The organism is Pseudomonas sp. GL_117 (assembly GCF_057835125.1).
Genome location: NZ_CM174418.1, coordinates 4941874 through 4965533, shown reverse-complemented (window position 1 = coordinate 4965533; position 23660 = coordinate 4941874). Strand labels below are relative to the sequence as shown.

General features: G+C 60.8%; 20 protein-coding genes and 1 pseudogene. 9 read left to right on the top strand and 12 right to left on the bottom strand.

The features are described from left to right. Nucleotides 1-5 precede the first annotated feature (5 nt). From AC3ISR_RS22630 to AC3ISR_RS22610, 5 genes are read right to left on the bottom strand one after another with little or no spacing between them, the layout of a single operon-like run. A complete protein-coding gene (locus AC3ISR_RS22630) occupies nt 6-1001 on the bottom strand; it encodes an AAA family ATPase (protein ID WP_192299467.1) in 996 nt (331 codons plus the stop codon). Then, on the bottom strand, nt 998-2158 hold the full coding sequence (locus tag AC3ISR_RS22625) for a DUF4350 domain-containing protein (RefSeq protein WP_463984109.1): 1161 nt from the start codon (nt 2156-2158) through the stop codon (nt 998-1000). Before AC3ISR_RS22625 ends, AC3ISR_RS22630 begins: the two co-directional genes overlap by 4 nt. Then, on the bottom strand, nt 2155-3684 hold the full coding sequence (locus AC3ISR_RS22620; RefSeq protein ID WP_463984108.1) for a DUF4129 domain-containing protein: 1530 nt from the start codon (nt 3682-3684) through the stop codon (nt 2155-2157). The genes AC3ISR_RS22625 and AC3ISR_RS22620 overlap by 4 nt, the downstream gene beginning before the upstream one ends. After that, nucleotides 3671-4651 carry a stage II sporulation protein M gene (locus AC3ISR_RS22615; protein WP_192299446.1) on the bottom strand — a complete coding sequence of 327 codons (981 nt, stop codon included), beginning with the start codon at nt 4649-4651 and terminating at the stop codon, nt 3671-3673. The genes AC3ISR_RS22620 and AC3ISR_RS22615 overlap by 14 nt, the downstream gene beginning before the upstream one ends. Beyond that, nucleotides 4648-5340: an RDD family protein gene (locus AC3ISR_RS22610; RefSeq protein ID WP_192299445.1), complete on the bottom strand. Its 693-nt coding sequence runs from the start codon at nt 5338-5340 to the stop codon at nt 4648-4650. Before AC3ISR_RS22610 ends, AC3ISR_RS22615 begins: the two co-directional genes overlap by 4 nt. A 167-nt stretch (nt 5341-5507) precedes the next feature. On the opposite strand from AC3ISR_RS22610, the gene sbcB reads away from it, so the two are divergent. After that, nucleotides 5508-6935, top strand: a complete 1428-nt coding sequence (gene sbcB / locus AC3ISR_RS22605; protein WP_463984107.1) for an exodeoxyribonuclease I — start codon at nt 5508-5510, stop codon at nt 6933-6935. A 90-nt stretch (nt 6936-7025) separates the two neighbouring features. Here the strand turns inward: sbcB and mvaT are convergent, their stop codons facing one another. Then, on the bottom strand, nt 7026-7400 hold the full coding sequence (mvaT, locus tag AC3ISR_RS22600; protein ID WP_005790963.1) for a histone-like nucleoid-structuring protein MvaT: 375 nt from the start codon (nt 7398-7400) through the stop codon (nt 7026-7028). Between the two features lie 349 nt (nt 7401-7749). Here mvaT and purU point away from each other — a divergent pair, with 349 nt between their 5' ends. Together purU and AC3ISR_RS22590 are read left to right on the top strand one after the other, a co-directional pair. Continuing rightward, a complete protein-coding gene (gene purU, locus AC3ISR_RS22595) occupies nt 7750-8598 on the top strand; it encodes a formyltetrahydrofolate deformylase (protein ID WP_192299443.1) in 849 nt (282 codons plus the stop codon). An 86-nt stretch (nt 8599-8684) separates the two neighbouring features. Continuing rightward, complete coding sequence (locus AC3ISR_RS22590; RefSeq protein ID WP_192299579.1) at nt 8685-8924, top strand: hypothetical protein; 240 nt, start codon at nt 8685-8687, stop codon at nt 8922-8924. Here the strand turns inward: AC3ISR_RS22590 and AC3ISR_RS22585 are convergent. Continuing rightward, nucleotides 8847-9611 (bottom strand): methyl-accepting chemotaxis protein, encoded by a 765-nt coding sequence (locus AC3ISR_RS22585; RefSeq protein ID WP_412547877.1) that lies wholly within the window; start codon nt 9609-9611, stop codon nt 8847-8849. The genes AC3ISR_RS22590 and AC3ISR_RS22585 overlap by 78 nt on opposite strands. A 93-nt stretch (nt 9612-9704) precedes the next feature. Then, nucleotides 9705-10736 (bottom strand): annotated as a pseudogene (locus tag AC3ISR_RS22580) (cache domain-containing protein); the annotation flags it as partial. A 204-nt stretch (nt 10737-10940) separates the two neighbouring features. Between AC3ISR_RS22580 and AC3ISR_RS22575 the strand changes: the two are divergent. Next, nucleotides 10941-12419 (top strand): helicase HerA-like domain-containing protein, encoded by a 1479-nt coding sequence (locus AC3ISR_RS22575; RefSeq protein WP_489324491.1) that lies wholly within the window; start codon nt 10941-10943, stop codon nt 12417-12419. Nucleotides 12420-12423: 4 nt separating this feature from the next. On the opposite strand, the gene AC3ISR_RS22570 is transcribed toward AC3ISR_RS22575, so the two are convergent. After that, complete coding sequence (locus AC3ISR_RS22570) at nt 12424-12879, bottom strand: DUF721 domain-containing protein (protein ID WP_192299440.1); 456 nt, start codon at nt 12877-12879, stop codon at nt 12424-12426. Nucleotides 12880-13184: 305 nt separating this feature from the next. Between AC3ISR_RS22570 and secA the strand changes: the two genes are divergently transcribed. From secA to AC3ISR_RS22555, 3 genes are all read left to right on the top strand, one after another. Further along, on the top strand, nt 13185-15920 hold the full coding sequence (secA, locus tag AC3ISR_RS22565; protein ID WP_192299439.1) for a preprotein translocase subunit SecA: 2736 nt from the start codon (nt 13185-13187) through the stop codon (nt 15918-15920). Between the two features lie 124 nt (nt 15921-16044). After that, entirely contained in the window at nt 16045-17262 is a 1218-nt protein-coding gene (gene argJ, locus AC3ISR_RS22560; RefSeq protein WP_192299438.1) for a bifunctional glutamate N-acetyltransferase/amino-acid acetyltransferase ArgJ, read from the top strand. Nucleotides 17263-17282: 20 nt separating this feature from the next. After that, nucleotides 17283-18227: a Nudix family hydrolase gene (locus tag AC3ISR_RS22555; RefSeq protein ID WP_463984105.1), complete on the top strand. Its 945-nt coding sequence runs from the start codon at nt 17283-17285 to the stop codon at nt 18225-18227. Nucleotides 18228-18352: 125 nt separating this feature from the next. On the opposite strand, the gene AC3ISR_RS22550 is transcribed toward AC3ISR_RS22555, so the two are convergent. Genes AC3ISR_RS22550 through AC3ISR_RS22540 form a run of 3 tightly spaced genes read right to left on the bottom strand, consistent with a single transcriptional unit; the run spans nt 18353 to nt 21934 of the window. Continuing rightward, entirely contained in the window at nt 18353-18931 is a 579-nt protein-coding gene (locus AC3ISR_RS22550) for a cob(I)yrinic acid a,c-diamide adenosyltransferase (RefSeq protein WP_463984104.1), read from the bottom strand. Nucleotides 18932-18933: 2 nt separating this feature from the next. Then, complete coding sequence (locus AC3ISR_RS22545) at nt 18934-20970, bottom strand: sensor histidine kinase (RefSeq protein ID WP_192299435.1); 2037 nt, start codon at nt 20968-20970, stop codon at nt 18934-18936. Between the two features lie 46 nt (nt 20971-21016). Then, nucleotides 21017-21934: a putative 2-dehydropantoate 2-reductase gene (locus tag AC3ISR_RS22540; protein ID WP_192299434.1), complete on the bottom strand. Its 918-nt coding sequence runs from the start codon at nt 21932-21934 to the stop codon at nt 21017-21019. A 123-nt stretch (nt 21935-22057) separates the two neighbouring features. On the opposite strand from AC3ISR_RS22540, the gene AC3ISR_RS22535 reads away from it, so the two are divergent. Together AC3ISR_RS22535 and AC3ISR_RS22530 are read left to right on the top strand one after the other, a co-directional pair. Next, nucleotides 22058-22543, top strand: a complete 486-nt coding sequence (locus AC3ISR_RS22535) for a YajQ family cyclic di-GMP-binding protein (protein WP_003175814.1) — start codon at nt 22058-22060, stop codon at nt 22541-22543. Between the two features lie 136 nt (nt 22544-22679). Then, nucleotides 22680-23522, top strand: coding sequence for a mechanosensitive ion channel family protein (locus AC3ISR_RS22530; RefSeq protein WP_463984102.1), 843 nt, complete (start codon nt 22680-22682; stop codon nt 23520-23522). Nucleotides 23523-23660: the final 138 nt, after the last annotated feature.

The window sequence follows — 23660 nt, the reverse complement described above, 5'->3', positions numbered from 1 at the left end:
GCGGTTCATTGCCGAGGTGCCGGGATCTGGTCGAGCATTTGCTTTAGCACCTGGTCCACGTCCAATCCGTCGATGTCCAGTTCGGGGGCGATACGCACCCGATGGCGCAATACCGCCAGGGCGCAGCCCTTGATGTCATCCGGGGTGACAAACTCACCGCCGCGCAACAGGGCCCTGGCCCGGGCGCCGCGTACCAGGGCGATGGACGCCCGGGGGCCGGCGCCAATGGTCAATCCTGGCCAACTGCGGGTGGCGCGTGCCAGGCGCACGGCATAGTCGAGTACCTGCTCGTCGAGGGGCAGTTCGCTGGCGATCTGTTGCAATTGCAGCACATCTTCAGCCTGCAACACGGTACGCAGGGGCTGTACATCAAGCATGTCGGCGCGGGATGAGCGCGTCACTTCGCGCACCATGTCCAGCTCTTGTTGTGCATCGGGGTAGTCCATGCGGACTTTCAGCATGAAGCGGTCCAGCTCGGCTTCGGGCAGGGGGTAGGTGCCTTCCTGTTCGATCGGGTTCTGGGTCGCCAGCACCATGAAGGGTTGGCCGATGGGCAGCGCTTCGCCTTCAAGGGTGACCTGACGTTCTTGCATGGCTTCGAGCAGCGCCGCCTGGGTCTTGGCCGGGGCGCGGTTGATCTCGTCAGCCAGCAGCAGATGGGTAAACAACGGCCCCTTTCGCAACTTGAACTGCTCAGTGTGCAGGTCGTACACGGCATGGCCGGTGACGTCGCTGGGCATCAGGTCCGGGGTGAACTGGATACGCGCGAATTCTCCACCGAAACACCGCGCAAGGGCGCGCACCAGCAAGGTCTTGCCCAGGCCGGGAACGCCTTCGAGCAAGACATGGCCGCCGGCGATCAGCGATGTGAGGACATCATCGATCACCTGATCCTGGCCAATGACCGCTTTACGTAGTTCGACACGCAGGGCCTGTGCCTGCCGACTGGCCTTTTGCAGGCTTTCGGTCGTCAGGGCAGTTGCCGGGGAATATTCGCTCATAGGGCGTTCCTGAGAGTTTGCAGGCTGGCCACCTGACGGCTGAAATCGGCGCTGGATAGCCGTTTTGCCGGGAGGGGGCCGAGGGCCTGGCTGATGACGTGAGAAGGTTGGCGCGTCAGGTGTTCGAGCACCTGCTGCTGTTCTGCGGAGTCGAGGTGTTCAAAACCTGGGTGACGCCGCCTTGCGGCGCGCAGGATGTCGCGCTGCAACGCACGCAGCAAAGCACCCTGGCCGCCGCGGCGGAGCAGGAAGTCGGCGCTCGCGTTCAGGTGTTCTTGCAGTTGCCGGCGTGCCTTGGGGGCCGGCGCTTGTATCGGACCTTGGCGCATGCCGACGTGCCAGAGTGCCAGGGCGAGCAGCGCAGCGAGTGCCACCAACGCCTGGGGGAAGTAGCGCAGCAACAGGGTGAACAGGTTGTCCACGTCGCTGTTGAACAGCAGGGTCACCGCGGTGCCTTGGTTGAGATACCACAGCAGCCAGGCGTTGTCGTGCTTGCCGATGTTCGGGTTTTTCCACAGGTCGCTGTCGGTGATCACCGTCACACGACCATGCCCGAGATTGAGTTGCATCAGGTGGATGGACTGGGCGCTATTGGCAGAAAACTGTGCCAGATGCTTGGGGTCGGTGAGGTTGAAGTCGGTATCGAAACTGAAATAGGCCGGTGCGGTTTCGTTGTCGACATAGAGCTTGGTCAGGTCTGGCGATTTCTGTTTTCGCGCAGGTACGGGCTCGTCAGGTTCGTCGCTCAATGCCTGGTGAATCTGCAGGTGATCCAGCAGCAAGTCGCCGCTGTTGCCGGTTTCTTCATCCCAGAGCGCTTCAGCCACCAATAGCAGATGGCCGCCGGACCTGGCCCAGTCCAACAGCTGCTCGGCCTGGCGTGGTGTCATGTTGCTGCGCTCGCCCAGCAACAGCAGGCTGTTGTTTTTGGCTGGCAGGGTCTTCAGCCTCTCAAGGCTATTGGCGTGTTCGACGCCCAGGCCTTGCTGGCGTAAAAAGTGTTCCGCTGCCAGGTAGGGGTTGGCTGCGGCCTCGGGTGAGGGGCCGCGGTCTATGACTTCATCGTAGGGGATCGCTTTGTTTCCGACATAGACAAGGCCTGCCCCCAGCAGGCACGTCAGCAGCGCTACGATGACCCACAGTAAAGTCCGTTTCATCGGGCTGCCCCCGCGTTGAACAAGGTGCGCCAATCACTGCACAGTTGCTGTTGAGCCTGGGCCGGGGGCAGGCGGTGGCCGTACGCGAGGTTTTGCCAGTGCCGGGTCAGCTCATCGCTGAATGCCAGCAAGTGCGGCTGTTGCAGCCGATGGATGCGTTCCAGGACCTGGCCTTCCGTATCGGCGCTTTTCAGTGGCAGGTTGAAGTCATGCAGCAACCGGCTAAGCAAACCTCGATAGAGCAGGCCTAGTGCTTCCCGTGGCTGTGTGGGCCAAAGTTGCTCGGCCGTGCTGGCGATGTCGTCGGGCAAGGTCTCGACGCCCAGTTCCAGGCCGAACAGTTGCGTGGGTATCGGTTTGGCGGGTTTTGGTTGGCGTGAGCGGCGCCGGCTGACAAAGGCGTGCAGCCAATCGCGATAGCGCCAGATGAGCAGGGCAATACCGGCGGCCAACAGGCTCCACAGCAGCACTTCCATGCCCAAGGCGACGTGTTTGAGGGTATTGCCGTTGAGGTTGTCCAGCCATGCCCGCAACCAGGCCGGCAGTTTGCCGTCGCCGTGTGCCTTGCTCTTAGTGGCGGGTTTCTCATCGCCGAAACGATAGCGCGTGACGGTTTCTGGATTTTTGAACGGTGGCTTCTCCAGCAATGCCTTGATCGACTGGCTGGCGGCCTGGGTTGTCACTGGTTTGGGCGGGGAGGCGTCCTCGGCCATGGCGTGGCCGCTGAATGGGCTCAGGGCCAGCACCGTCACCAGCACCAACAACGGCACTACGCTGCTCAGGCGTTCGCGCAGGCGGCGGAATACCAGCTCCAGGTCCCAAGCCTCCAGCACGGTACGGCGGTTGAGGTACAGGCTGAAGCCGCACGCGACATACATCGGCTCCCAGAACACCAGGATAAGGGCATAGAAGGCATTGCCCACGTGTTCCAGCCAGAGCCCCTCGGAACCCGTGGCCAGTGCCATTCGCTGCCAGTCCCAATCCAGTTCGAGCTGCTGGGGGATGAGTAGATAGAACAGGGCCATGCAGCCGAACCACAGGCCTATTTCCAGATGCACCCCAATAATGGTCAGCCAGCGTCCGGCCCAGGCGCTGCGTTGCTGCAAGACGCCCAAGCGTTTTTGGCGGTCGGGACCATCCAGGCCTTCGAGTTGACTGACCGGCATCAAAAAGCTGCGACTCAGGCTGAGTCGCCGCCAGGTCAGGCTGGCCAATAGCTGGCCTTTGAGCAGTCGCGGCCATTGGCTGACGGCCTGCCTGGCGCTGGGTGTCTCTGCGAACAGGGCTTTCGACAAGATATACAGCGGCAGACGATCAAAGGCCGGCTTCAGCCACCAGAACACCAACACAGCCGTGGAGGGATACTTCCAGAACAGTGCGGTCAGCAACGCGAAAACCGGCAAGGTCACCATCGCCCAACTGCCCATCAGCAGCCAGCGATGTTCCTGGGCCATCCGTACTCCAAGGTCCATGGCTTCCCATGGCGTGCGGGGGCGGATCACCACGCTGGCATTACTCAGGCGCATGGCGAGTCCGTCCGGCAAAGATCAGGTAAGCGGCCACCAGCAACCAGAGCAGGGTGCCCACCAGGTATTTGAGCCAGGGCGCAACGCTGGTGGTGGAAGACCAATAGGCTTCGATGAACGCGGCTATCAGCAGGAACACCATCACGCCGCACAGCATCTGCACGCTTTGATGCGCCGCCAGCCGCAGGGATTCGCCTCGCGTCAGTTGACCCGGGGCGATCAATGCCCAGCCCAGTTGCAGCCCCGCCGCGCCGGCCAGGGCGATGGCGCTGAGTTCGAAGGCGCCATGACCGATCACAAAGGACCAGAACGTCTGGCCAAAGCCTATTTCGGTGAGGTGGCCGGAGATCGCACCGATGATCAGGCCGTTGAATATCAGGAAGAACACACTGCCCAGCCCCAGCAACAAACCGGCGGCGAAGGTCTGGAACGCGATACCGATGTTATGCATCACGTAGTAGCCAAACATCATCCAGTCTTCGCTGGAAGCACGTTCGGCCGCGCGCCCGAGGCGGCTGGCCTCGGGGTTGTACATGCTGTGCATCTCGGCTACCTGCTGGGGGCCGACGATGCTGTAGATCAGGTCGGGAAACAGGTACACCAGCAGTGCTACACCGGCCAGGCTGCCGAAGAACAGCAGGCTGGCAACCAATACAAAGCGCCACTGCGCGCGAACCAGGCGTGGGAAGTCGGCCAGGATAAAACTCAGGACCTTTGCGCCCAATTGGCTGCGATGGCGGTAGAGCTGTTGATGGCCACGCAAGGCCAGTTGTTGCAGGGGGTCCACCAGATAACTGCTGTAGCCGCGCTCCTGAGCCAGGGCGAGGTGTTGGCACAGGCGCCGATACTGGTGGGGGAAGTCGGTCACGTCAGCGGCCTTGGCCTTGCCTTGTTCCAGCTGGGTCAGTTGTTCGGCGAAGGCATGCCATTGCGGCTGGTAACGGCTTTCGAACAGGCTCTGTTTCATGTTGGCCCCAACAGGCCGCGAGCCACGCCGTTGAGTTGTTCGGCGGCACGTGCCGGCGACACTTGCAGGGGCGTGGCGAGAATGGAGGCCAGTTCGTGGACCCGCTCGGCCGACAACTCACCCTGGCGTTCGGCAAAACCAAGGATGGCGCGTTGCTCGCTGAGGTCCAAGGCAAAGGGCAGGCGCAAGGCCGCAGCCGCGGGGACATTGGGACGGGGCAGGGGATGCTCGCGGTAGATCACCAGCGTACCGGCGGCGAGGTCGCCGAGTCGTTTGAAATGGGGGTGCTGCAGGCAACTGATGGCCCCGAGAAAGTAGCCGAAAGGCAGCATGTCGACAAAGCGCAGCAGGTTGCGGATCAACGAGGCGGACCAGCCGATGGGCGTGCCGTCATCCTGTACCACGCGCAAGCCCATCACCTGCTTGCCGGGGGAGCAGCCCTGGTTGAGCACTTCGAACAGCACCATGTACCACCAGCTGACCAGGAACAGCAGCAGCGAACCGATGCCGATGCCGATATTGCCGAGCAGCGCCAGGGGCACGACGAGGATTCCCATGACCAGCCCACGCAGGCCCAGGTCGAACCCGAAGGCCAATGCACGGGGTACCAGGCCGGCTGGGCGCAACGGCAGGTCGATGCCCTCCGGGGTCTCGATCTGGTAACGGGTGTCCAATGGGGCTGATGGCATCGCGATCCTTGGCAGTGCAGTGTGGCTGAGAGAGACGGATCCTAGCAGTGTCGGCGCTGGAAGCAACCATTCAAGGTTTTACTGGATGTTTGTACAGGGTCGATGGCGCTGGCTTCGAATGCCTTGCAGCGCCTAGACTTTGCCGATCTTCAGCACAGGAACAGCCCGTGACCTCCATTTTCTGGTACGACTATGAAACCACCGGCATCAATCCGCGCAGCGATCGCCCCCTTCAGGTCGCCGGTATCCGCACCGATCTTGAACTGAACGAGATCGGGCCGCCGGTCAACCTATACTGCCAACCCAGCGACGACATTCTGCCGCATCCTGCTGCATGTGCGATTACCGGCATCACCCCCGGCATCCTGGCGCAAAAAGGCTTGGCCGAGGCCGACTTCATGACGCGGGTGCACGCCGAACTGGCTGCCCCCGGTACTTGCGGGGCCGGTTACAACACCTTGCGGTTCGACGATGAAATGACGCGCTACAGCCTGTATCGCAACTTCTTCGACCCTTATGCCCGCGAGTGGCAAGGCGGCAACAGTCGCTGGGACTTGATCGACGTGGTGCGCACCGCCTACGCCCTGCGTCCGGAAGGTATCGAATGGCCGCAGCAGGACGGCCGTGTCACGCTCAAGCTTGAACGCCTGACCGCCGCCAACGGGATTGATCATGGCCAGGCCCACGATGCCTTGTCCGACGTGCGTGCCACCATTGCGCTGGCCCGGTTGATACGGGAGAAACAGCCCAAGCTGTATGACTGGCTGTTCCAGTTGCGCAGCAAACAGCGGGTGATGGACCAGGTGCGCCTGTTGCAGCCGATGGTGCATATCTCCGGACGTTTTTCGGCCGAGCGTCATTACCTGGGCGTTGTGTTGCCATTGGCTTGGCACCCACGCAATCGCAATGCGTTGATCGTCTGTGACCTGGGTCTCGACCCTCAAGGCTTGCTGGACCTTGATGCCGAAACCTTGCGTCAGCGCCTCTACACGCGGCGTGGCGAACTCGCTGACGGGGAACTGCCTGTGCCCCTCAAATTGCTGCACATCAATCGCTGCCCGGTGGTGGCTCCGTTGAATGTGTTGCGGGCGCAAGATCGTGAACGCTTGCACTTGGATATGGACAGTTACCAGGCGCGCGCGCTGCGGCTAACTGACGCACAGCAAGTTTGGCGCGACAAGTTGGCGAGCATTTATGCCGAGGAAGAATTCGCGCCGACAACAGACCCGGAGCAGCAGCTTTATGATGGTTTTATCGGCGATCGCGATCGGCGCTTATGTGAACAAGTACGCAACGCTGAACCTGCGCAACTAGCACATCAGCAGTGGCCGTTCGACGATCATCGCCTGCCCGAATTATTATTTCGCTACCGTGCGCGCAACTTTCCCGAGACCTTGAATAACGAGGAGCAACAACGCTGGAAATTATTTTGCCAGCAGCGTTTGTCGGACGCTGAGCTGGGCGCGCCGATTACCCTTGAGGGATTTAATCAGGCACGCCTGGAGTTGGCGGCAAGTGCCACGCCGTATCAGTTGCAGGTGTTGGCGCAGTGGCAGGAATATGCCGACGCTTTAGCGGCCCGGTTCAATTTGTAATCGGGGCCCTAGAGTATTTTCAGGCAATAAAAAACGCCAGCGAGCTGGCGTTTTCATAGTGTCGCGTATCAGGCCGCAGCCCGATGGGGCTTAGCCCAGCAGGGTAGCCCAACCTTCAACCACGTCACCGCCCCACTTGGCTTTCCACTCTTTCAGAGTCTTGTGGTTGCCACCTTTGGTTTCAATCACTTCGCCGTTGTGTGGGTTCTTGTATTGCTTGACCTTGCGAGCACGTTTGGTACCGGTAGTTTTCACGGCGCCACGTGGAGCCTTAACTTTCGACTCTGGGTCCAGCAGCGCGATGATGTCACGCAGGGACTTGGAGTATTCACCCATCAGGGTGCGCAGTTTGCCTTCGAATTCCAGCTCAGTTTGCAGCTTGTCGTCTTGGGACAGGTTCTTCAAGCGGGCTTGCAGCTCTTTGATAGCTTCTTCGGTGGCACGGTATTCGTTGATCAGGGACATGTGGACTACCTTATGTAGAGCGCTGATTGACAGGAAGTGGGGCAATAATAGTCAGGCCAAATCCTCAAGTAAACATTTAAGGGTGTATTTATGTGAATTGCGTTGAATGTTTGTGGCAATGCAATGCGTTGGAGTTAATTAATAGGGCATACGCGGCAAAGATAATCTACGTAAGAAAAGCATAATTGCCCGATTTTGCGCGTGAGCGTTCATATAGCGCTGGTAAAACCTTACGCTATTAAGGGGCGTATCGGTGCCAGGCCACCAGAATAAGCCTCGACGGATACTGCAGTTTTTCTGCGTAGTGGCTAGAATGGCGGCCTTTGCGAAGTTCTGGAGTTTTCCCCTAATGCGCACTTTTCGGCTGGTGATTGCTTGCCCGGACCGGGTTGGTATCGTTGCCAAAGTCAGTAATTTTCTGGCCTCCCACAACGGCTGGATCACCGAGGCGAGCCATCACTCGGACAATCTCAGCGGTTGGTTCTTCATGCGTCACGAGATTCGTGCCGACTCGCTGCCCTTTGGCCTTGATGCCTTCCGCGAGGCGTTTGCGCCGATTGCCGAAGAGTTTTCGATGAGCTGGCACATCACCGACACCGAGCAGAAAAAACGCGTGGTGCTGATGGCCAGCCGCGAATCCCACTGCCTGGCGGACTTGCTGCACCGCTGGCACAGCGATGAGCTGGACTGCGAGATCGCCTGCGTGATTTCCAACCACGACGACCTGCGCAGCATGGTTGAGTGGCATGGCATTCCGTACTACCACGTGCCGGTCAACCCGCAGGACAAGGAACCCGCGTTCGCCGAGGTGTCCCGCCTGGTCAAACAGCACGAAGCCGACGTCGTGGTGCTGGCGCGCTACATGCAGATCCTGCCGCCGGAGCTGTGCAGTGCCTACGCTGGCAAGGTGATCAATATCCACCACAGCTTCCTGCCGTCGTTTGTCGGCGCCAAGCCGTATCACCAGGCATCGCTGCGTGGTGTGAAGTTGATTGGTGCGACCTGCCACTACGTGACCGAAGAGCTGGACGCCGGCCCGATCATTGAGCAGGACGTGGTCCGCGTGAGCCACAGCGACAGCATCGAAGACATGGTGCGTTTCGGCCGTGACGTCGAGAAGATGGTGTTGGCCCGTGGCCTGCGTTACCACTTGGAAGACCGCGTGCTGGTTCACGGTAACAAGACTGTGGTGTTCTGATCACCGAGTGGTGATTGAAGAATGAAGGGCCTGGGCGTTAAATCGTCCCAGGCCCTTTTTTTTTGCCTGCCCTCAAGGAGTGGACCATGAGCGATCCGTTGGACAAAGCCACATCCAAAGCCCCGGCTACGCTGGGGGAGGGTTGTTTGAGCCGCTATGACCCGGATGACCTCGACAGCGAGGACGGCACCGATTTTCCCGGTGCCGCCGAACTGTGGGCGCGTGAGCAGGGCAAGCCTGCACACGGGTCAGATGCGGAAGCTGCCGACCAACTGCTTGAGCCGCCCGGCCTGTTGCTCAAGGTCGGCACAGGCACGCAAGGTTGACTGCAGGTTTTCCACACCTTCCTGGTTGAGGGTGTTGATTTCGGTGATGTCCATGTTGATCGACTCCACCACCGAGGTCTGTTCCTCGGTGGCGGTGGCGACCGACTGGTTCATGCCGTCGATTTCGCCGATACGTTGGGTCACGCTGTTCAGGCGTTCGCCGGCGAGGTTGGCAATCTCCACGCTGTCCTGGCTGTGACGCTGGCTTTCGCTCATGGTGCTGACCGAGTCCCGCGCACCGACTTGCAGCTCTTCGATCATGGTTTGCACCTGTTGCGCCGATTCCTGGGTGCGATGGGCCAGGTTGCGCACTTCATCGGCGACCACGGCAAAGCCACGGCCAGCTTCCCCGGCGCGGGCGGCTTCGATGGCGGCGTTGAGCGCCAGCAGGTTGGTTTGCTGGGAGATGCTGGTGATGACTTCGAGAATTTGCCCGATGTTCACCGTTTTGCTGTTAAGTGCTTCGATATTGGTGCTCGAAGCGCTGATCATCGCCGATAGCTGCGTCATCGCCTTGATGTTGCGCTCCACCACTTGCTGACCATCTTCCGCCAGGCTGCGCGCATCGCTGGCCTGGCTGGAGGCCTGCGCGGCGTTACGGGCGATTTCCTGGGCTGCGGCCCCCAGTTGATTGATGGCGGCAGCCACGCTGTTGGTGCGGCTGGCCTGTTCGTCGGAATTGACCATGGATGAGTTGGACGCGCTGACCACGCGCAGGGCCACTTCATTGACCTGCCCGGTGGCCGAGGACACTTCGCGGATCGACGTATGAATACGCTCGACGAAGCGGTTGAACGCGTTGCCCAGGGTGCCGAATTCGTCGTGGTTCTGGATGGTCAGGCGGCGCGTCAGGTCGCCTTCGCCATCGGCGATGTCCTGCATGGCGCGGGTCATCAGGTGCAACGGTTGCAGCAGCACACGGATCAGCATGCCAAGCAAGGCGATGATGATCACCACGGCAATGAGGGTGGCGATCACCGCCGAGGTGCGAAATTCGCTGAGCATGGCGAAGGCTTTGTCTTTATCCACCGAAATGCCGAGATACCAGTTCACCGACGGCAAGCCTTTGATCGGTGTGAAGGTGACGATGTTGTCCTTGCCGTTGGCCTCGACCTCGCTGAAGTCGCTGCTGATTTTCGGGGTGTTTTTGGGGTAGACGTCGGCCAGGGTCTTCATCACCAGGTTTTTGTCCGGGTGCACCAGGACCTTGCCGTCGGCACTGACCAGGAAGGCGTAGCCCATGCCGCCCAGGTCCAGCGCGCCAATGTTGTCCACCAGGGTTTGCAGGCTCAGGTCACCGCCCACGACGCCGATGCTTTGGCCGGACTTGATGCTGGGGGTGGCGATGGAAATGATCAATTTGCCAGTAGCGGCGTCGATGTAGGGTTCGGTCAGGGTCGAACCGTTACTGCTCTGGGCGCCCTTGTACCAGGGGCGAACGCGGGGGTCGAAGCCGTCCGGCATTTTGGTGTCGGGGCGGATGGTGAAGGCGCCCGTGCTGTCGCCTACGTAGGTTGCCATGAACGAGGAGGTCAGGGTTTTCTGATCCAGCAGGCTGCCGACCACACTCGGCTCGGGGTTGATGGCGATGTTCTGTGCGGCGTTTTCCACCAGGGCAATGCGCCCGGTGAGCCAGGTTTGAATGTTGCCTGCGGTGACGTCGCCCATTTCATTCAGGTAGCTGTTGAGGTCGTTGCGAATGGCGTTGCGTTGCAGGTAGTCGTTGTAGAGGGTAAACAGCGCGAATGCGGCGACGACGATAAGGGAGGCTGCAAGCAGGATTTTGTGGCTGAAGCGTAGATTTTTATTCATGGCTTGTAGGGTCCGCTAAGGTCTTAATATCCGATGCGCGTCCTTGTGGGAGGCGCAGAATGGCAGCGTCAAAAAAGGTGTGATATTGCTTGTGATAGCTCCGCTGGCTCCTGTGGGAATTATCTGACCTATTTTTAGACTTTGTGGGTCTCACATCTGTCTGTATCGACCTCGCGCTATTAAAGCTTAATCATGGGAGACAAAATGTCTGACTCCACGCAACTCCTGATCGGCGCAGACCTTGAAGGCCAGCCCATCGCCCAGGCCATGCGCCTGGGCAATCGCCACGGGCTTATCGCCGGCGCCACCGGCACGGGCAAGACCGTCACCTTGCAGCGTCTGGCCGAGGCGTTCAGCGATGCCGGTGTGGCGGTGTTTGCCGCTGACATCAAGGGCGATCTGTGTGGCCTGGGTGCCGCCGCCAACCCCCAGGGCAAAGTGGCCGAGCGCATTGCCGGCATGCCTTTCCTTAACTACACCGCCAAGGCTTATCCGGTCACGTTGTGGGATATACACGGGCAGTCCGGTCATCCGTTGCGCACCACCATCAGCGAAATGGGCCCGTTGTTGCTTGGCGCCCTGTTGGAGCTGACGGACAGCCAACAATCGGCGCTCTACGCGACATTCAAGGTGGCCGACCGCGAAGGTCTGTTGTTGCTGGACTTGAAGGACCTCAAGGCGCTGCTCAACCACTTGCGTTATCACCCGGAGTTGCTGGGCGAAGATGCCGCGTTGATGACCACCGGCTCCAGCCAGGCGCTGTTACGGCGCCTGGCGGTGTTGGAGCAGCAGGGCGCCGAAGCCTTGTTTGGCGAACCGGCCCTGCAACTTGAAGATATTCTGCAACCCGCCAGCGACGGACGGGGGCGCATCCACCTGCTGGACGCCAGCCGCCTGGTACACGAGGCGCCGAAGGTCTACGCGACGTTCCTGTTGTGGCTGCTGGCGGAGTTGTTCGAACAACTGCCAGAGCGTGGCGATGCAGACAAACCGCTGCTGGCGCTGTTTTTCGATGAGGCGCACTTGTTGTTCGCCGACACGCCCAGCGCCCTGCAAGAGCGCTTGGAACAGGTGGTGCGGCTGATTCGTTCGAAAGGGGTGGGGGTGTACTTCGTCACCCAGTCCCCGGGTGACCTGCCGGACACGGTGCTCGCGCAGCTCGGCCTGCGTATCCAGCACGGCCTGCGCGCGTTCACCACCAAAGAGCAGAAGTCTCTGCGGGCGGTGGCAGATGGTTTCCGACCGAACCCCGCGTTCGATGCTCTGGCGGTACTGACCGAGTTGGGCACGGGTGAGGCGTTGGTGGGCACCTTGCAGGAAAAAGGCACGCCGGAAGTCGTCCAGCGCGTGTTGGTTGCGCCGCCGCAATCGCGGATCGGGCCGTTGAGCGAGGTTGAACGCGTGGCATTGATCGCCAGTTCGCCGTTGCAGGGGCGCTATGACAAGCCGATCGATCGCGAATCAGCCTACGAAGTGCTGATGGCGCGCAAGGAGCTGGGGCCGACCGAGGAGGCCAAGCCGGCCGAAGAAGAGCCGAGTTTTACCGACAAGGCCGGAGCGTTTCTGGGAACGGCAGCGGGCAAGGCGTTGAAATCCGCCATGCAGCAGGCTGCCAATCAGATGGGGCGGCAGTTGGTGCGGGGGTTGCTGGGGTCGTTGCTTGGCGGCAGCAAGCGCAAGTAACGGCTCAGGCCTTGGGCTTGGCGTGGGCGGCGAGCCGCTCAAGCGCTGCGCGCAGGCCTGGATCGCTGATCCCGTCGGCCGTTGCCTGAATGGTTTCGGCCGCGTTTTCCGACAGATCCATGGTGTGCCCCACCGCGCCCTGCTGGACGGTGGGCGGTTGCACCTTGAACTGGATGCGCGTCAGGCTGGCGAATTCATCAAATGCCATCAATTGACGTTGCAGGCGCTTCTGTTGATAGCGCAGGCGGGTGGCCCAATGGCCATCTGTGACAATGAGTAGCAGGTTGCCCTCGCGCCACGACGCCACATGACAATGTTCACGTGCGGCCGGTTGCAGTTGGCTTTCGACCAGGCGCTGCAGATGGCCCAGGCGTTGTGCATGGCCAAAGATGGCTTTCAACGGCTTGGCTTCGCGAAGCAACGCGCCGGGAGCGCGGGCTGTAAGGGGGCGAAATGCCATTATTGGACACCTAAAGTAACAGAGCGGCCATCTTAGCAGAAAGCGCCTGTACGCCCCCAAGCCATGCGCTGAAGGGGTAAAGCCCGTGAAATCAATAGTTAACTTCTGTGCTCCATGGGTTGAAGTTCCGGTAAAAGCCCTTATTTTAAACAAGCCCTCTCACCGCCCCATGCCTGCATCGGGGAACAACGCCACTTTCCTCACCCACGATTCCGGGTAGAATGCGCGTTCGCATGCGGCCGTGAGGGCTGCTCGGGCCACTCACGGTGCGCCCTCCATCCCTATGTGTGGAAGAACCTGCCGATATGTTTGCGCCTTTGTTAAAGAAACTTTTTGGAAGCAAGAATGAGCGCGAAGTCAAACGCATGCTCAAGACGGTGCAGCTGGTCAATGCCTTCGAAGAGCAGATGGTTGCCCTTTCGGACGAGCAATTGCGCGCCAAGACCGAAGAGTTCAAGGCCCGCATAGCCAAAGGTGAAACCCTCGACAAGCTGCTTCCCGAAGCCTTTGCGGTCGCCCGTGAAGCCGGCAAGCGTGTCATGGGCATGCGCCACTTCGACGTCCAGTTGATCGGCGGCATGACCTTGCATGAAGGCATGATTGCCGAAATGCGTACCGGTGAAGGCAAGACCCTGGTGGCAACCCTGGGTGTTTACCTCAACGCACTGTCCGGCAAGGGCGTGCACGTTGTGACGGTGAACGACTACCTGGCTCGCCGGGACGCCAACTGGATGCGCCCGCTGTATGAATTCCTCGGCCTGACCGTCGGCGTAGTCACGCCGTTCCAGCCGCCGGAAGAGAAACGCGCCGCCTACGCCGCCGACATCACCTACGGCACCAACAACGAATTCGGTTTCGACTACCTGCGCGACAACATGGCGTTCAGCATGGAAGAAAAATTCCAGCGCGAACTCAACTTTGCCGTGATCGACGAAGTCGACTCCATCCTCATCGACGAAGCCCGTACCCCGCTGATCATCTCTGGCCAGGCCGAAGACAGCTCGCGCCTGTACACCGAGATCAACAAGTTGATCCCGCGCCTGGAGCAGCACATCGAGGAAGTCGAAGGCGTGGTGACCAAAGAAGGTCATTTCACCATCGACGAGAAGACCCGCCAGGTCGAACTCAACGAAGCCGGTCACCAGTTCGTCGAAGAAATGCTGACCCAGATCGGCGAGCTGGCCGAGGGTGAAAGCCTGTACTCGGCGCACAACCTGGGCCTGCTGACCCACGTGTATGCCGGCCTGCGTGCCCACAAGCTGTTCCATCGCAACGTTGAATACATCGTGCAGGACGGCCAGGTCGTGCTGGTCGACGAGCACACCGGCCGTACCATGCCGGGCCGCCGTCTGTCCGAGGGCCTGCACCAGGCCATCGAAGCGAAGGAACACCTCAACATCCAGGCTGAAAGCCAGACGTTGGCGTCCACTACCTTCCAGAACTACTTCCGTCTGTACAACAAACTGTCCGGCATGACCGGTACGGCCGACACCGAAGCGTTCGAATTCCACCAGATCTACGGTCTGTCGGTGGTGGTTATCCCGCCGAACAAGCCACTGGCGCGTAAGGACTACAACGACCTGGTGTTCCTGACCGCCGAAGAGAAGTACGCGGCGATCATCAACGACATCAAGGACGGCATGGCCAAGGGCCGCCCGATCCTGGTGGGTACCGCCACCATCGAGACTTCCGAGCACGTATCGAACCTGCTCAACAAGGAAGGCATCGAGCACAAGGTCCTCAACGCCAAGTTCCACGAAAAAGAAGCCGAGATCATCGCCCAGGCCGGTCGCCCAGGCGCACTGACCATCGCCACCAACATGGCGGGTCGTGGTACCGACATCCTGTTGGGCGGCAACTGGGAAGTGGAAGTCGCGGCCCTGGACAACCCGAGCCCCGAGCAGATCGCCCAGATCAAGGCCGACTGGCAGAAACGCCACCAGGCCGTGCTGGAATCCGGTGGCTTGCAGGTGATCGCTTCCGAGCGTCACGAATCGCGCCGTATCGACAACCAGCTGCGTGGCCGTGCCGGTCGCCAGGGTGACGCCGGCTCCAGCCGCTTCTACCTGTCCCTGGAAGACAGCCTGATGCGCATCTTCGCCTCGGACCGCGTGAAGAACTTCATGAAGGCCCTGGGCATGCAGTCCGGTGAAGCGATCGAGCACCGCATGGTGACCAACGCCATCGAGAAGGCGCAGCGCAAGGTTGAAGGGCGCAACTTCGACATTCGTAAGCAACTGCTTGAGTTCGATGACGTCAACAACGAACAGCGTAAAGTGATCTATCACATGCGTAACACGTTGCTGGCCGCCGACAACATTGGCGAGACCATCGCCGATTTCCGTCAGGACGTGCTCAACGCCACTGTCAGCGCGCACATTCCGCCACAGTCGCTGCCTGAGCAGTGGGATGTGGCCGGTCTGGAAGCAGCGTTGAAGAGCGATTTCGGCGTGGATCTTCCGGTTCAGCAATGGCTGGACGAAGACGACCACCTGTACGAAGAAACCCTGCGCGAAAAACTGATGGCCGAATTGCTGGCCGCGTACAACGAGAAAGAAGAGCAGGCGAGTGCCGAAGCACTGCGCACCTTCGAGAAGCAAATCGTACTGCGCGTGCTGGACGACCTGTGGAAAGACCACCTGTCGACCATGGACCACTTGCGTCACGGCATCCACCTGCGCGGCTACGCCCAGAAGAACCCGAAGCAGGAGTACAAGCGCGAGTCGTTCACGCTGTTCTCCGAACTGCTGGATTCGATCAAGCGCGATTCGATTCGCGTGCTGTCCCACGTTCAGGTGCGTCGCGAAGACCCGATCGAGGAAGAAGCTCGCCTGCGCCAGGAAGCCGAGGCACTGGCTGCGCGCATGCAGTTCCAGCACGACGAAGCGCCGGGCCTGGACGCCCCTGAGGTGTTGGGCGAAGAGGTCGATGTGGCCTTGGCTCAAACCCCGGTTCGCAACGACCAGAAACTGGGCCGCAACGAGCTGTGCTACTGCGGTTCGGGCAAGAAGTTCAAACACTGCCACGGCCAGATCGAATAAGATTTCGCCCTGACGCTGCAACACCTTGCGCCGCGACCGGCCTGTGCCGTCGCGGCGTTTTGCCATTAATTTCACCGTCGCTTACGACGGCACAGACATCACCTATTTTTTAAGGAGCGCATTCATGGCTGTTGGTCTTGGTCCTTTGCCCACTTTGCACCCGGTTGCCGGTTTTGAACTCGGTATCGCTTCGGCCGGCATCAAACGCCCAGGGCGCAAGGATGTGGTGGTGATGCGCTGTGCCGAAGGCTCGACCGTCGCCGGTGTGTTCACCCTCAACGCGTTCTGTGCCGCGCCGGTGATCCTGGCCAAGCAGCGTGTTGCCGGGACTATCCGTTACCTGCTGACCAACACTGGCAACGCCAACGCCGGCACCGGCGAGCCTGGTCTGGTAGCGGCTGCGCGTACCTGCGCCAAGCTGGCCCAACTGACTGGCGTGGACGCCAGCCAAGTGCTGCCGTACTCCACCGGCGTGATCGGCGAGCCGCTGCCCGTCGAGAAGATCGAAGGCGCACTGCAAGCCGCGCTGGACGACCTGTCTGTGGATAACTGGGCCGCCGCCGCCACCGGCATCATGACCACCGACACCCTGCCAAAAGGCGCCAGCCGCCAGTTCGTGCATGATGGCGTGACCGTCACCGTGACCGGCATCAGCAAGGGCGCGGGCATGATCCGTCCGAACATGGCCACCATGCTCGGCTACATCGCCACCGACGCCAAAGTCTCCCGCGACGTGTTGCATAGCCTGATCCTCGACGGCGCCAACAAGTCGTTCAACCGCATCACCATCGATGGCGACACCTCGACCAACGACTGCTGCATGCTGATCGCCACCGGCCAGGCCAACCTGCCGGAGATCACCGAGGCCAGCGGCCCGCTGTTCGCGGCGTTGAAGCAGGCGGTGTTCGAAGTGTGCATGGACGTGGCCCAGGCCATCGTGCGTGACGGCGAAGGCGCAACCAAGTTCGTCACCGTAGAAGTCAACGGCGGCGGCAATCACCAGGAATGCCTGGACGTGGGCTACACCGTGGCGCACTCGCCGCTGATCAAGACCGCCCTGTTTGCTTCCGACCCGAACTGGGGCCGTATCCTTGCGGCCGTCGGTCGTGCCGGCGTGCCAGACCTGGACGTGAGCAAGATCGACGTGTTCCTCGGTGACGTCTGCATCGCCAGCCGTGGCGCGCGTGCCGAAACCTACACCGAAGCCCAGGGCTCGGCCGTGATGCAGCAGGAAGAAATCACCATCCGCATCGAGCTGGGTCGCGGCGATTGCAGCGAAACCATCTGGACCACTGACCTGTCCCACGAGTACGTGAAGATCAACGCGGAATACCGCACCTGATCGCAGAGAGGATGAACGCGGTGAAACGAGTGCATGTAGCAGCAGCGGTGATCCGCGGTGTCGATGGCAGGATTTTGCTGGCGCGCCGCGCAGACACTCAGCATCAGGGCGGCCTTTGGGAGTTTCCCGGTGGCAAGGTGGAGGCCGATGAGTCGGTCGCAACCGCGCTGTCCCGCGAATTGCAGGAAGAACTGGGTATCCAGGTCACCACGGTGCGGCCGCTGATCCAGGTGCAGCATGACTACCCGGACAAGCAGGTGTTGCTGGATGTCTGGGAAGTCTCGGCCTTTACCGGCGAGCCCCATGGTGTGGAAGGGCAACCGCTGGAATGGGTGGCGCCCCGGGACCTGCCGAACTATGAGTTCCCGGCGGCCAATGCGCCGATTGTGGCTGCGGCGCGTTTGCCTGCCGAGTACCTGATCACTCCTGGTGAGCTGGAAACACCGACACTGTTGCGTGGCCTTCAGAAAGCCATTGCCGGGGGCATCAAGCTGGTTCAACTGCGTGCGCCCAACGGCTACGACCCCAAGTATCGTGACCTGGCGGTGGATGCGGTTGGCCTGTGTGCCGGCAAGGCGCAATTGATGCTCAAGGGCCCGTTCGAATGGTTGGGGGATTTTCCTTCAGCCGGCTGGCACATGACTTCGGCGCAATTGCGTAAATACGCCAGCAAAGGTCGACCGCTGCCTAAAGATCGTTGGTTGGCGGCGTCGTGCCACAACGCTGAAGAGCTGGCGCTGGCGGAATTGATGGATGTAGATTTTGTCACGCTGTCGCCGGTGCAACCGACCCAGACTCATCCTGACGCGCAGCCGTTGGGTTGGGAGCAGGCCGCGCAGTTGATCAGCGGCTTCAGCAAGCCGGTGTTTCTGTTGGGTGGGGTTGGGCCGGCCGAGCGGGAAAAGGCTTGGGGCGCTGGGGCTCAGGGTGTGGCCGGGATCCGGGCATTCTGGCCTGAGGTTTGATGCTGTTCTGACTGGCCTCTTCGCGAGCAAGCCCGCTCCCACACTTGACCGAGTTCCGACATGAGAATGCGGTCGAATGTGGGAGCGGGCTTGCTCGCGAAGGCGTCAGATCCGGCACTGATTAATCAATGGGGTTTAGCGGCTGCCTGCCACAAAACCTCGGCAACACCCTGGCGTTTGGCAATAATCCGCGCCGCCACGAACAACAAATCCGACAACCGATTGATATACGCCAACCCCACGCCTTCCAGTGGCTCAATCCCATTCAACTGCTGACACCGCCGCTCTGCACTACGCGCCAGGCTGCGGCATACGTGTGCCTGGGCGATCAACGCCGAGCCACCGGGCAGGATGAAGTTTTCCAGCGGCCCGACCTCCTCGTTCCAACGATCAATCGCCGCTTCCAATCGGTCCACTTCCGCCGCATTCAGCGCCTTGTACACCGGCATGGCCAGTTCACCGCCGAGGTCAAACAAGCGATGCTGGCACGGCGTAAGCACTTCGATCACATCTTTGAGTTGTGGGTGTTTGCCGCTCTGTTCTTCCAGATTGGCCAGCAATAGCCCCAGTTGACTATTGAGCGTATCCACCTCGCCAATCGCCTCCACGCGCGGGTGGTCCTTGGGCACGCGGCGGCCGTCACCGAGGCCGGTTTCGCCCTTGTCGCCGGTGCGGGTGTAGATCTTCGACAGGCGAAAGCCCATGGTCATTGCTCCAGTTGGGTGAGTTCGTAAGGCGGCAGTTGGCTGCCCGCCAGGGGCAGGCGCAAGGTGAAGCAAGTGCCTTGGCCGAGGGTCGATTGCACTTCCATCTGGCCCTTGTGGTTGTTGGTGATGATGAAGTACGACACCGATAGCCCAAGCCCGGTGCCCTGGCCGATTTCCTTGGTGGTGAAGAACGGCTCGAATGTGCGTTTGCGCACGTTTTCGCTCATGCCGATGCCGTTGTCTTCCACCTGGATCTCCGCCCACGGTGGGTTGAGGCGCGTGCGCAGGATGATGCGTCCGGGCTCGCGGTCGTCTTCACGCAGGTGAATGGCCTGGGCGGCGTTCTTGAGCAGGTTGAGCAACACTTGCTCAAGCTCGTTGGCGGTGCCGGGCACGGGGCCCAGTTGCGGGTCGAACTGGCGGACGATCGCCTGGCCCTTGAAGTCGAAGCCGATGGTCAGGTCGAAATCATTGCCAGCGATTTCCACGGCTTGATCGATCAGTGCGGGCAGGTCGCAGGGCGCCATCTGCCGGTTGCTGCGGCGACTGAAACTGAGCATGTGGGTCACGATTTTCGCTGCGCGCGCGCCGGCCTGCTGGATGCCGTCGAGTAGTTGCGGCACTTCACGGCTTTGCAGGTAGCGGTTCACCGTATCCAACTCGACGCCGACCTGTTCGGCGTGTTCGAGGTTCTTGGGCAGGTCCGGTGACAAGCGGCGGCGGATGTTCTGCACGTTATGCAGGATCGCCCCCAGTGGGTTGTTGATCTCATGGGCCATGCCGGCGGCCAGCCCGCCGACCGAAAGCATCTTCTCCGACTGCACCATCATTTCTTCCAGGGACAGGCGCTGGGTGATGTCGTCGATGCGGATCACCACCCCGCGCCCGGCGCCGCCCATCAGCGGGTAGAAGGTCAGGGCGTAGTGTTTGGGCTCGTCGTCCTTGATCCAGGTAACGCGCTCGATGCGTTCCACGGTGTGCTGTTCCACTGTGGCCTTGATCTGCGGCAGGTATGGCTTGAGCGGCTGGAACGCAAGGAAGATCGGCTGGTTCAGCGCTTCATCCAGGCGTGTGCCGGAGAGCGCGCTGGCCTCCTGGTTCCACTGGGTGACGTAGAGCTGTTCGTCGAGGGCGATCAGGGCCGACGGCATGGAGTCGATGATGCTGTTGAGGTAGTTCTGGAAACCCGTGAGCTTTTTCTCGATCTTGCTGCGCACCTGTACTTCGAGTTCCAGCTTGCGGTTGGTGTGGCGGGTTTCTTCGGCCAGGCCCTGGGCTTGGGCGTAGGCTTCCTGGGAGTCGTCCCGCGCGCGCTTGAGCTGCTGCTCGCGGGCTTCGATGCGCGACAGCATGGTGTTGAAGGCTTCGGCCAGGCTGCCGATTTCATCGTGGTTGCCGCGCCCGGCACGCAAGGCGTAGTTCTCTTCGCGGGTAACCTGGCGCGACAGTTCTTCCAATTCATGGATCGGCCGGGTGATCAGGCGTTTGATCTGCCGGGCGATGACCAGCCACAACAGCACACTGAAAATCAGGATGCCCAGGCTCGCGGTCAAGGTGCCGGTATAGAACGCTACCGGCAGCTCGCTGCTGGCGACCAGCAGCAAATGCCCGGATGGCTGGCCCGGACGGGGCAGTGTGATGACCTGGTTGCTGCGAAACTCGGTGGCGCGCCAAGCCTCGATATGCCGGTAGTTGTCCGGCAGGTGCAGGCGGTCGCCATGTTGCAATTGCGCCAGGCGGTTGCCTTCGCTGTCATAGAGGGCGGCGGCGCGCAGCGGTGAGTAGCTGGTCAGCTCGTTGAGCAGGGCGTCGGCTTTGGCCGGGGATTCCAGGGCTTCGGCGGCCAGGGCCGGGTTGGAGACCAACCGACCGATGGCTTGGAGTGCCTGGGGGGCCATGCTCTCCTGGGAGATCCAGTAGGCGGCGCTGATAAACGTGAGGTTGGCCACCAGCAATACAGTGGTCAGCAGCACCAGCAGGGCGGCGAGCAGTTTCTGCCCGACCGGTAGATTTTCAAGACGCTGGCGCAGCGGCATCAGGGTTTTCCCAGGTGATAGACAGGCGGGCAGGGTAGCGCGTGGTTCAGTCGCGGGGCAATCCGCGTGCATGCAACTGCTCGACCAGGCGCATTTGCACTTGTTGCAGGTGCGGCAGATTCAATTGGTGACGGGACGCCGCCTGGCAAGCATAGCCCAACAGGTAGCTGATTTCGGTGCGCCGGGCGTTGGCCACGTCTTGGTACATCGAGGAGTAATTGGCTGCAGTCGCCTGGATCACCCGTACCACTTCGCTGTGCAGGTCTTGTGCGGCGACGGGCTGGCCGCAGCATTCGAGCAACTCGCTCAATTCCGCGCAGAGGGTCGCGACCTCACAGGCGTGGGCCTGCAAGCCGCCGTTGCGGCATTGGTAAAGCACCGTCAGCGGATTTATCGCACAGTTGAGTGCGAGCTTGCGCCACAGGCGGGTGAGGATGTCGGTGCTCCATTCGTGAGGGATTCCTGCAGCCTGTAGGTCTTCCAGCCACAGCGGCGGGGTGGGATGCCTGGCGTCACCCAGCCAGGTGTAGCCGTGGCCGGCGAACACCACGCGCCAGTCGCCGTCGCGAAACGCGCCTTCGGTACTGGAGGCATAGATGCAGCGGGCCTGGGGTAACTGGGTGGCAACGGCGTCCTGGCTGCCGAGGCCGTTCTGCAGCAGGATCAGTTCGGCGTCTGGCGCGAGCCGATGTTGCAGCTGTGCGACGGCGCTTTGTGCGTCGTAGGCTTTGCACGCCACCAGCAGGCGACGGATTGGCTCTAGGTTGTCGGGCGTTTCGGCGATCACCGGGTAGGTGTGTGCCACATCATGCTCCACCAGGGTCAGGCCAGGTGTCGCCTGATAGCTGGCCAGGCGTGCCGCATCGCGCAGGATCAACCGCACGGGCACGCCCGCACGGGCCAGCCGCGTGGCCCAGAGGGTGCCAAGGCTGCCGGCGCCGAGAATATGCCAGGTGGTCGACATCAGATTTTGCTCCGTAGGGTCGCCCGCAGTGAACGAGGCGAAAGAACCGCTATAATGCTCCGGCATTTTAGCTCGGGCGCGCTCCATCTCTACTGAGCCCGCCCCTTATATTGGAGAAATGACATGCCTTCGTTCGACGTGGTATCCGAACTGGACAAACACGAAGTCACCAACGCCGTCGAGAACGCCGTCAAGGAACTGGACCGTCGCTATGACTTGAAAGGCAAGGGCAGCTTCGAATTCAAGGAAAAGGAACTGACCGTCAACCTGACCGCTGAAGCCGATTTCCAGCTGGAAGCGATGATCGAGATCCTCAAGCTGTCGCTGGTCAAGCGCAAGATCGATGCGCAGTGCCTTGAAATCAAGGACGCCTACGCCTCCGGCAAGCTGATGAAACAGGAAGCCGTGCTCAAGGAAGGCATCGACAAGGAGCTGGCGAAGAAGATCGTCGCTCATATCAAGGATGCCAAGCTCAAGGTCCAGGCTGCCATCCAGGGCGAGCAGGTGCGTGTTACCGGCAAGAAGCGTGACGACCTGCAAGAGGCCATCGCGGCCCTGCGCGCCAAGACCTTCGACATGCCGCTGCAGTTCAATAACTTCCGCGACTGATGGCACCTCGCGGAACCTGGGGGCGTTTTTGACGTCCCACGCCCCAGAATCCGTGCCTACACTTGAGCCCTACGGGGCTCATTTGCGTTTTTAGGCAGTCAATAAAGCCGCACATCCGCCACACAGGAGAAGCTACATGGATTTGAACGCTGAAATGGATCACTTGATCAAGACCTCGCAGTCGTGGGTCCCGATGATCATGGAATACGGCAGCCGGGTGCTGCTGGCCGTCCTCACCCTGGCCATCGGCTGGTGGCTGATCAACATATTGACCCACCGTGTGGGGCGCCTGCTGGCCCTGCGCAATGCGGACCTGGCCCTGCAACACTTCATCACCAACCTGGCCAACATCGCGCTGAAAGTCATGCTGATGGTCAACGTGGCGTCGATGATCGGCGTGGCAACCACCTCGTTCGTCGCCGCGATTGGTGCCGCGACCCTGGCCATCGGCCTGGCACTGCAGGGCAGCCTGGCGAACTTCGCCGGCGGCGTGCTGATTCTGCTGTTCCGCCCGTTCCGTATTGGTGACTGGATTGAAGCCCAGGGTACTTCGGGTACGGTCGACAGCATCCAGATCTTCCACACCGTGCTGCGCACCGGCGACAACAAGACGGTGATCATCCCGAACGGCAGCCTGTCCAACGGCATCATCACCAACACCAACCGTCAGCCGACCCGCAAGGTGGTATTTGATGTGGGTGTGGATTATGACGCCGACCTGCAGAAGGCCCGTGAGGTACTGCTGGATCTGGCGAAAGACCCGCGCGTGCTGGCAGACCCGGCCGCGGTAGCGGTGGTTTCGACCTTGGGCGACAGCTCTATCACTGTGTCCCTGCGTTGCTGGACCAAGACAGCGGACTATTGGGATGTGATGTTCATGTTCAATGAACTTGCCCGTGACCGTTTGAAAGCGGCGGGGATTGATATTCCGTTTCCACAGCGGGTTATTCGTGTGATGCAGGAAACTGCAACAAAGTAAGCGAAAGCCGCGCGTTTAACTTGGCCGAAAGGTCAGGTTAAACGTGTCACCTGAATCTCGTTAGTTAGCTTGCTAGTTATTTATCCGCTGAAATAAAACTGCAATAAAAAAGCCGCTCCCCTGTTTGCAGGGGAGCGG

What these genes read in the sequence shown, in the direction of transcription:
- secA (WP_192299439.1), top strand. Translation starts at nt 13,185, where the DNA reads ATGTTTGCGCCTTTGTTAAAGAAACTTTTTGGAAGCAAGAATGAGCGC.
- AC3ISR_RS22620 (WP_463984108.1), bottom strand. Translation starts at nt 3,684, where the DNA reads ATGCGCCTGAGTAATGCCAGCGTGGTGATCCGCCCCCGCACGCCATGG.
- AC3ISR_RS22575 (WP_489324491.1), top strand. Translation starts at nt 10,941, where the DNA reads ATGTCTGACTCCACGCAACTCCTGATCGGCGCAGACCTTGAAGGCCAG.
- AC3ISR_RS22590 (WP_192299579.1), top strand. Translation starts at nt 8,685, where the DNA reads ATGAGCGATCCGTTGGACAAAGCCACATCCAAAGCCCCGGCTACGCTG.
- AC3ISR_RS22615 (WP_192299446.1), bottom strand. Translation starts at nt 4,651, where the DNA reads ATGAAACAGAGCCTGTTCGAAAGCCGTTACCAGCCGCAATGGCATGCC.
- AC3ISR_RS22625 (WP_463984109.1), bottom strand. Translation starts at nt 2,158, where the DNA reads ATGAAACGGACTTTACTGTGGGTCATCGTAGCGCTGCTGACGTGCCTG.
- AC3ISR_RS22630 (WP_192299467.1), bottom strand. Translation starts at nt 1,001, where the DNA reads ATGAGCGAATATTCCCCGGCAACTGCCCTGACGACCGAAAGCCTGCAA.
- AC3ISR_RS22610 (WP_192299445.1), bottom strand. Translation starts at nt 5,340, where the DNA reads ATGCCATCAGCCCCATTGGACACCCGTTACCAGATCGAGACCCCGGAG.
- mvaT (WP_005790963.1), bottom strand. Translation starts at nt 7,400, where the DNA reads ATGTCCCTGATCAACGAATACCGTGCCACCGAAGAAGCTATCAAAGAG.
- AC3ISR_RS22585 (WP_412547877.1), bottom strand. Translation starts at nt 9,611, where the DNA reads ATGGTCAATTCCGACGAACAGGCCAGCCGCACCAACAGCGTGGCTGCC.
- AC3ISR_RS22545 (WP_192299435.1), bottom strand. Translation starts at nt 20,970, where the DNA reads ATGCCGCTGCGCCAGCGTCTTGAAAATCTACCGGTCGGGCAGAAACTG.
- AC3ISR_RS22570 (WP_192299440.1), bottom strand. Translation starts at nt 12,879, where the DNA reads ATGGCATTTCGCCCCCTTACAGCCCGCGCTCCCGGCGCGTTGCTTCGC.
- AC3ISR_RS22530 (WP_463984102.1), top strand. Translation starts at nt 22,680, where the DNA reads ATGGATTTGAACGCTGAAATGGATCACTTGATCAAGACCTCGCAGTCG.
- purU (WP_192299443.1), top strand. Translation starts at nt 7,750, where the DNA reads ATGCGCACTTTTCGGCTGGTGATTGCTTGCCCGGACCGGGTTGGTATC.
- AC3ISR_RS22535 (WP_003175814.1), top strand. Translation starts at nt 22,058, where the DNA reads ATGCCTTCGTTCGACGTGGTATCCGAACTGGACAAACACGAAGTCACC.
- argJ (WP_192299438.1), top strand. Translation starts at nt 16,045, where the DNA reads ATGGCTGTTGGTCTTGGTCCTTTGCCCACTTTGCACCCGGTTGCCGGT.
- AC3ISR_RS22540 (WP_192299434.1), bottom strand. Translation starts at nt 21,934, where the DNA reads ATGTCGACCACCTGGCATATTCTCGGCGCCGGCAGCCTTGGCACCCTC.
- AC3ISR_RS22550 (WP_463984104.1), bottom strand. Translation starts at nt 18,931, where the DNA reads ATGGGCTTTCGCCTGTCGAAGATCTACACCCGCACCGGCGACAAGGGC.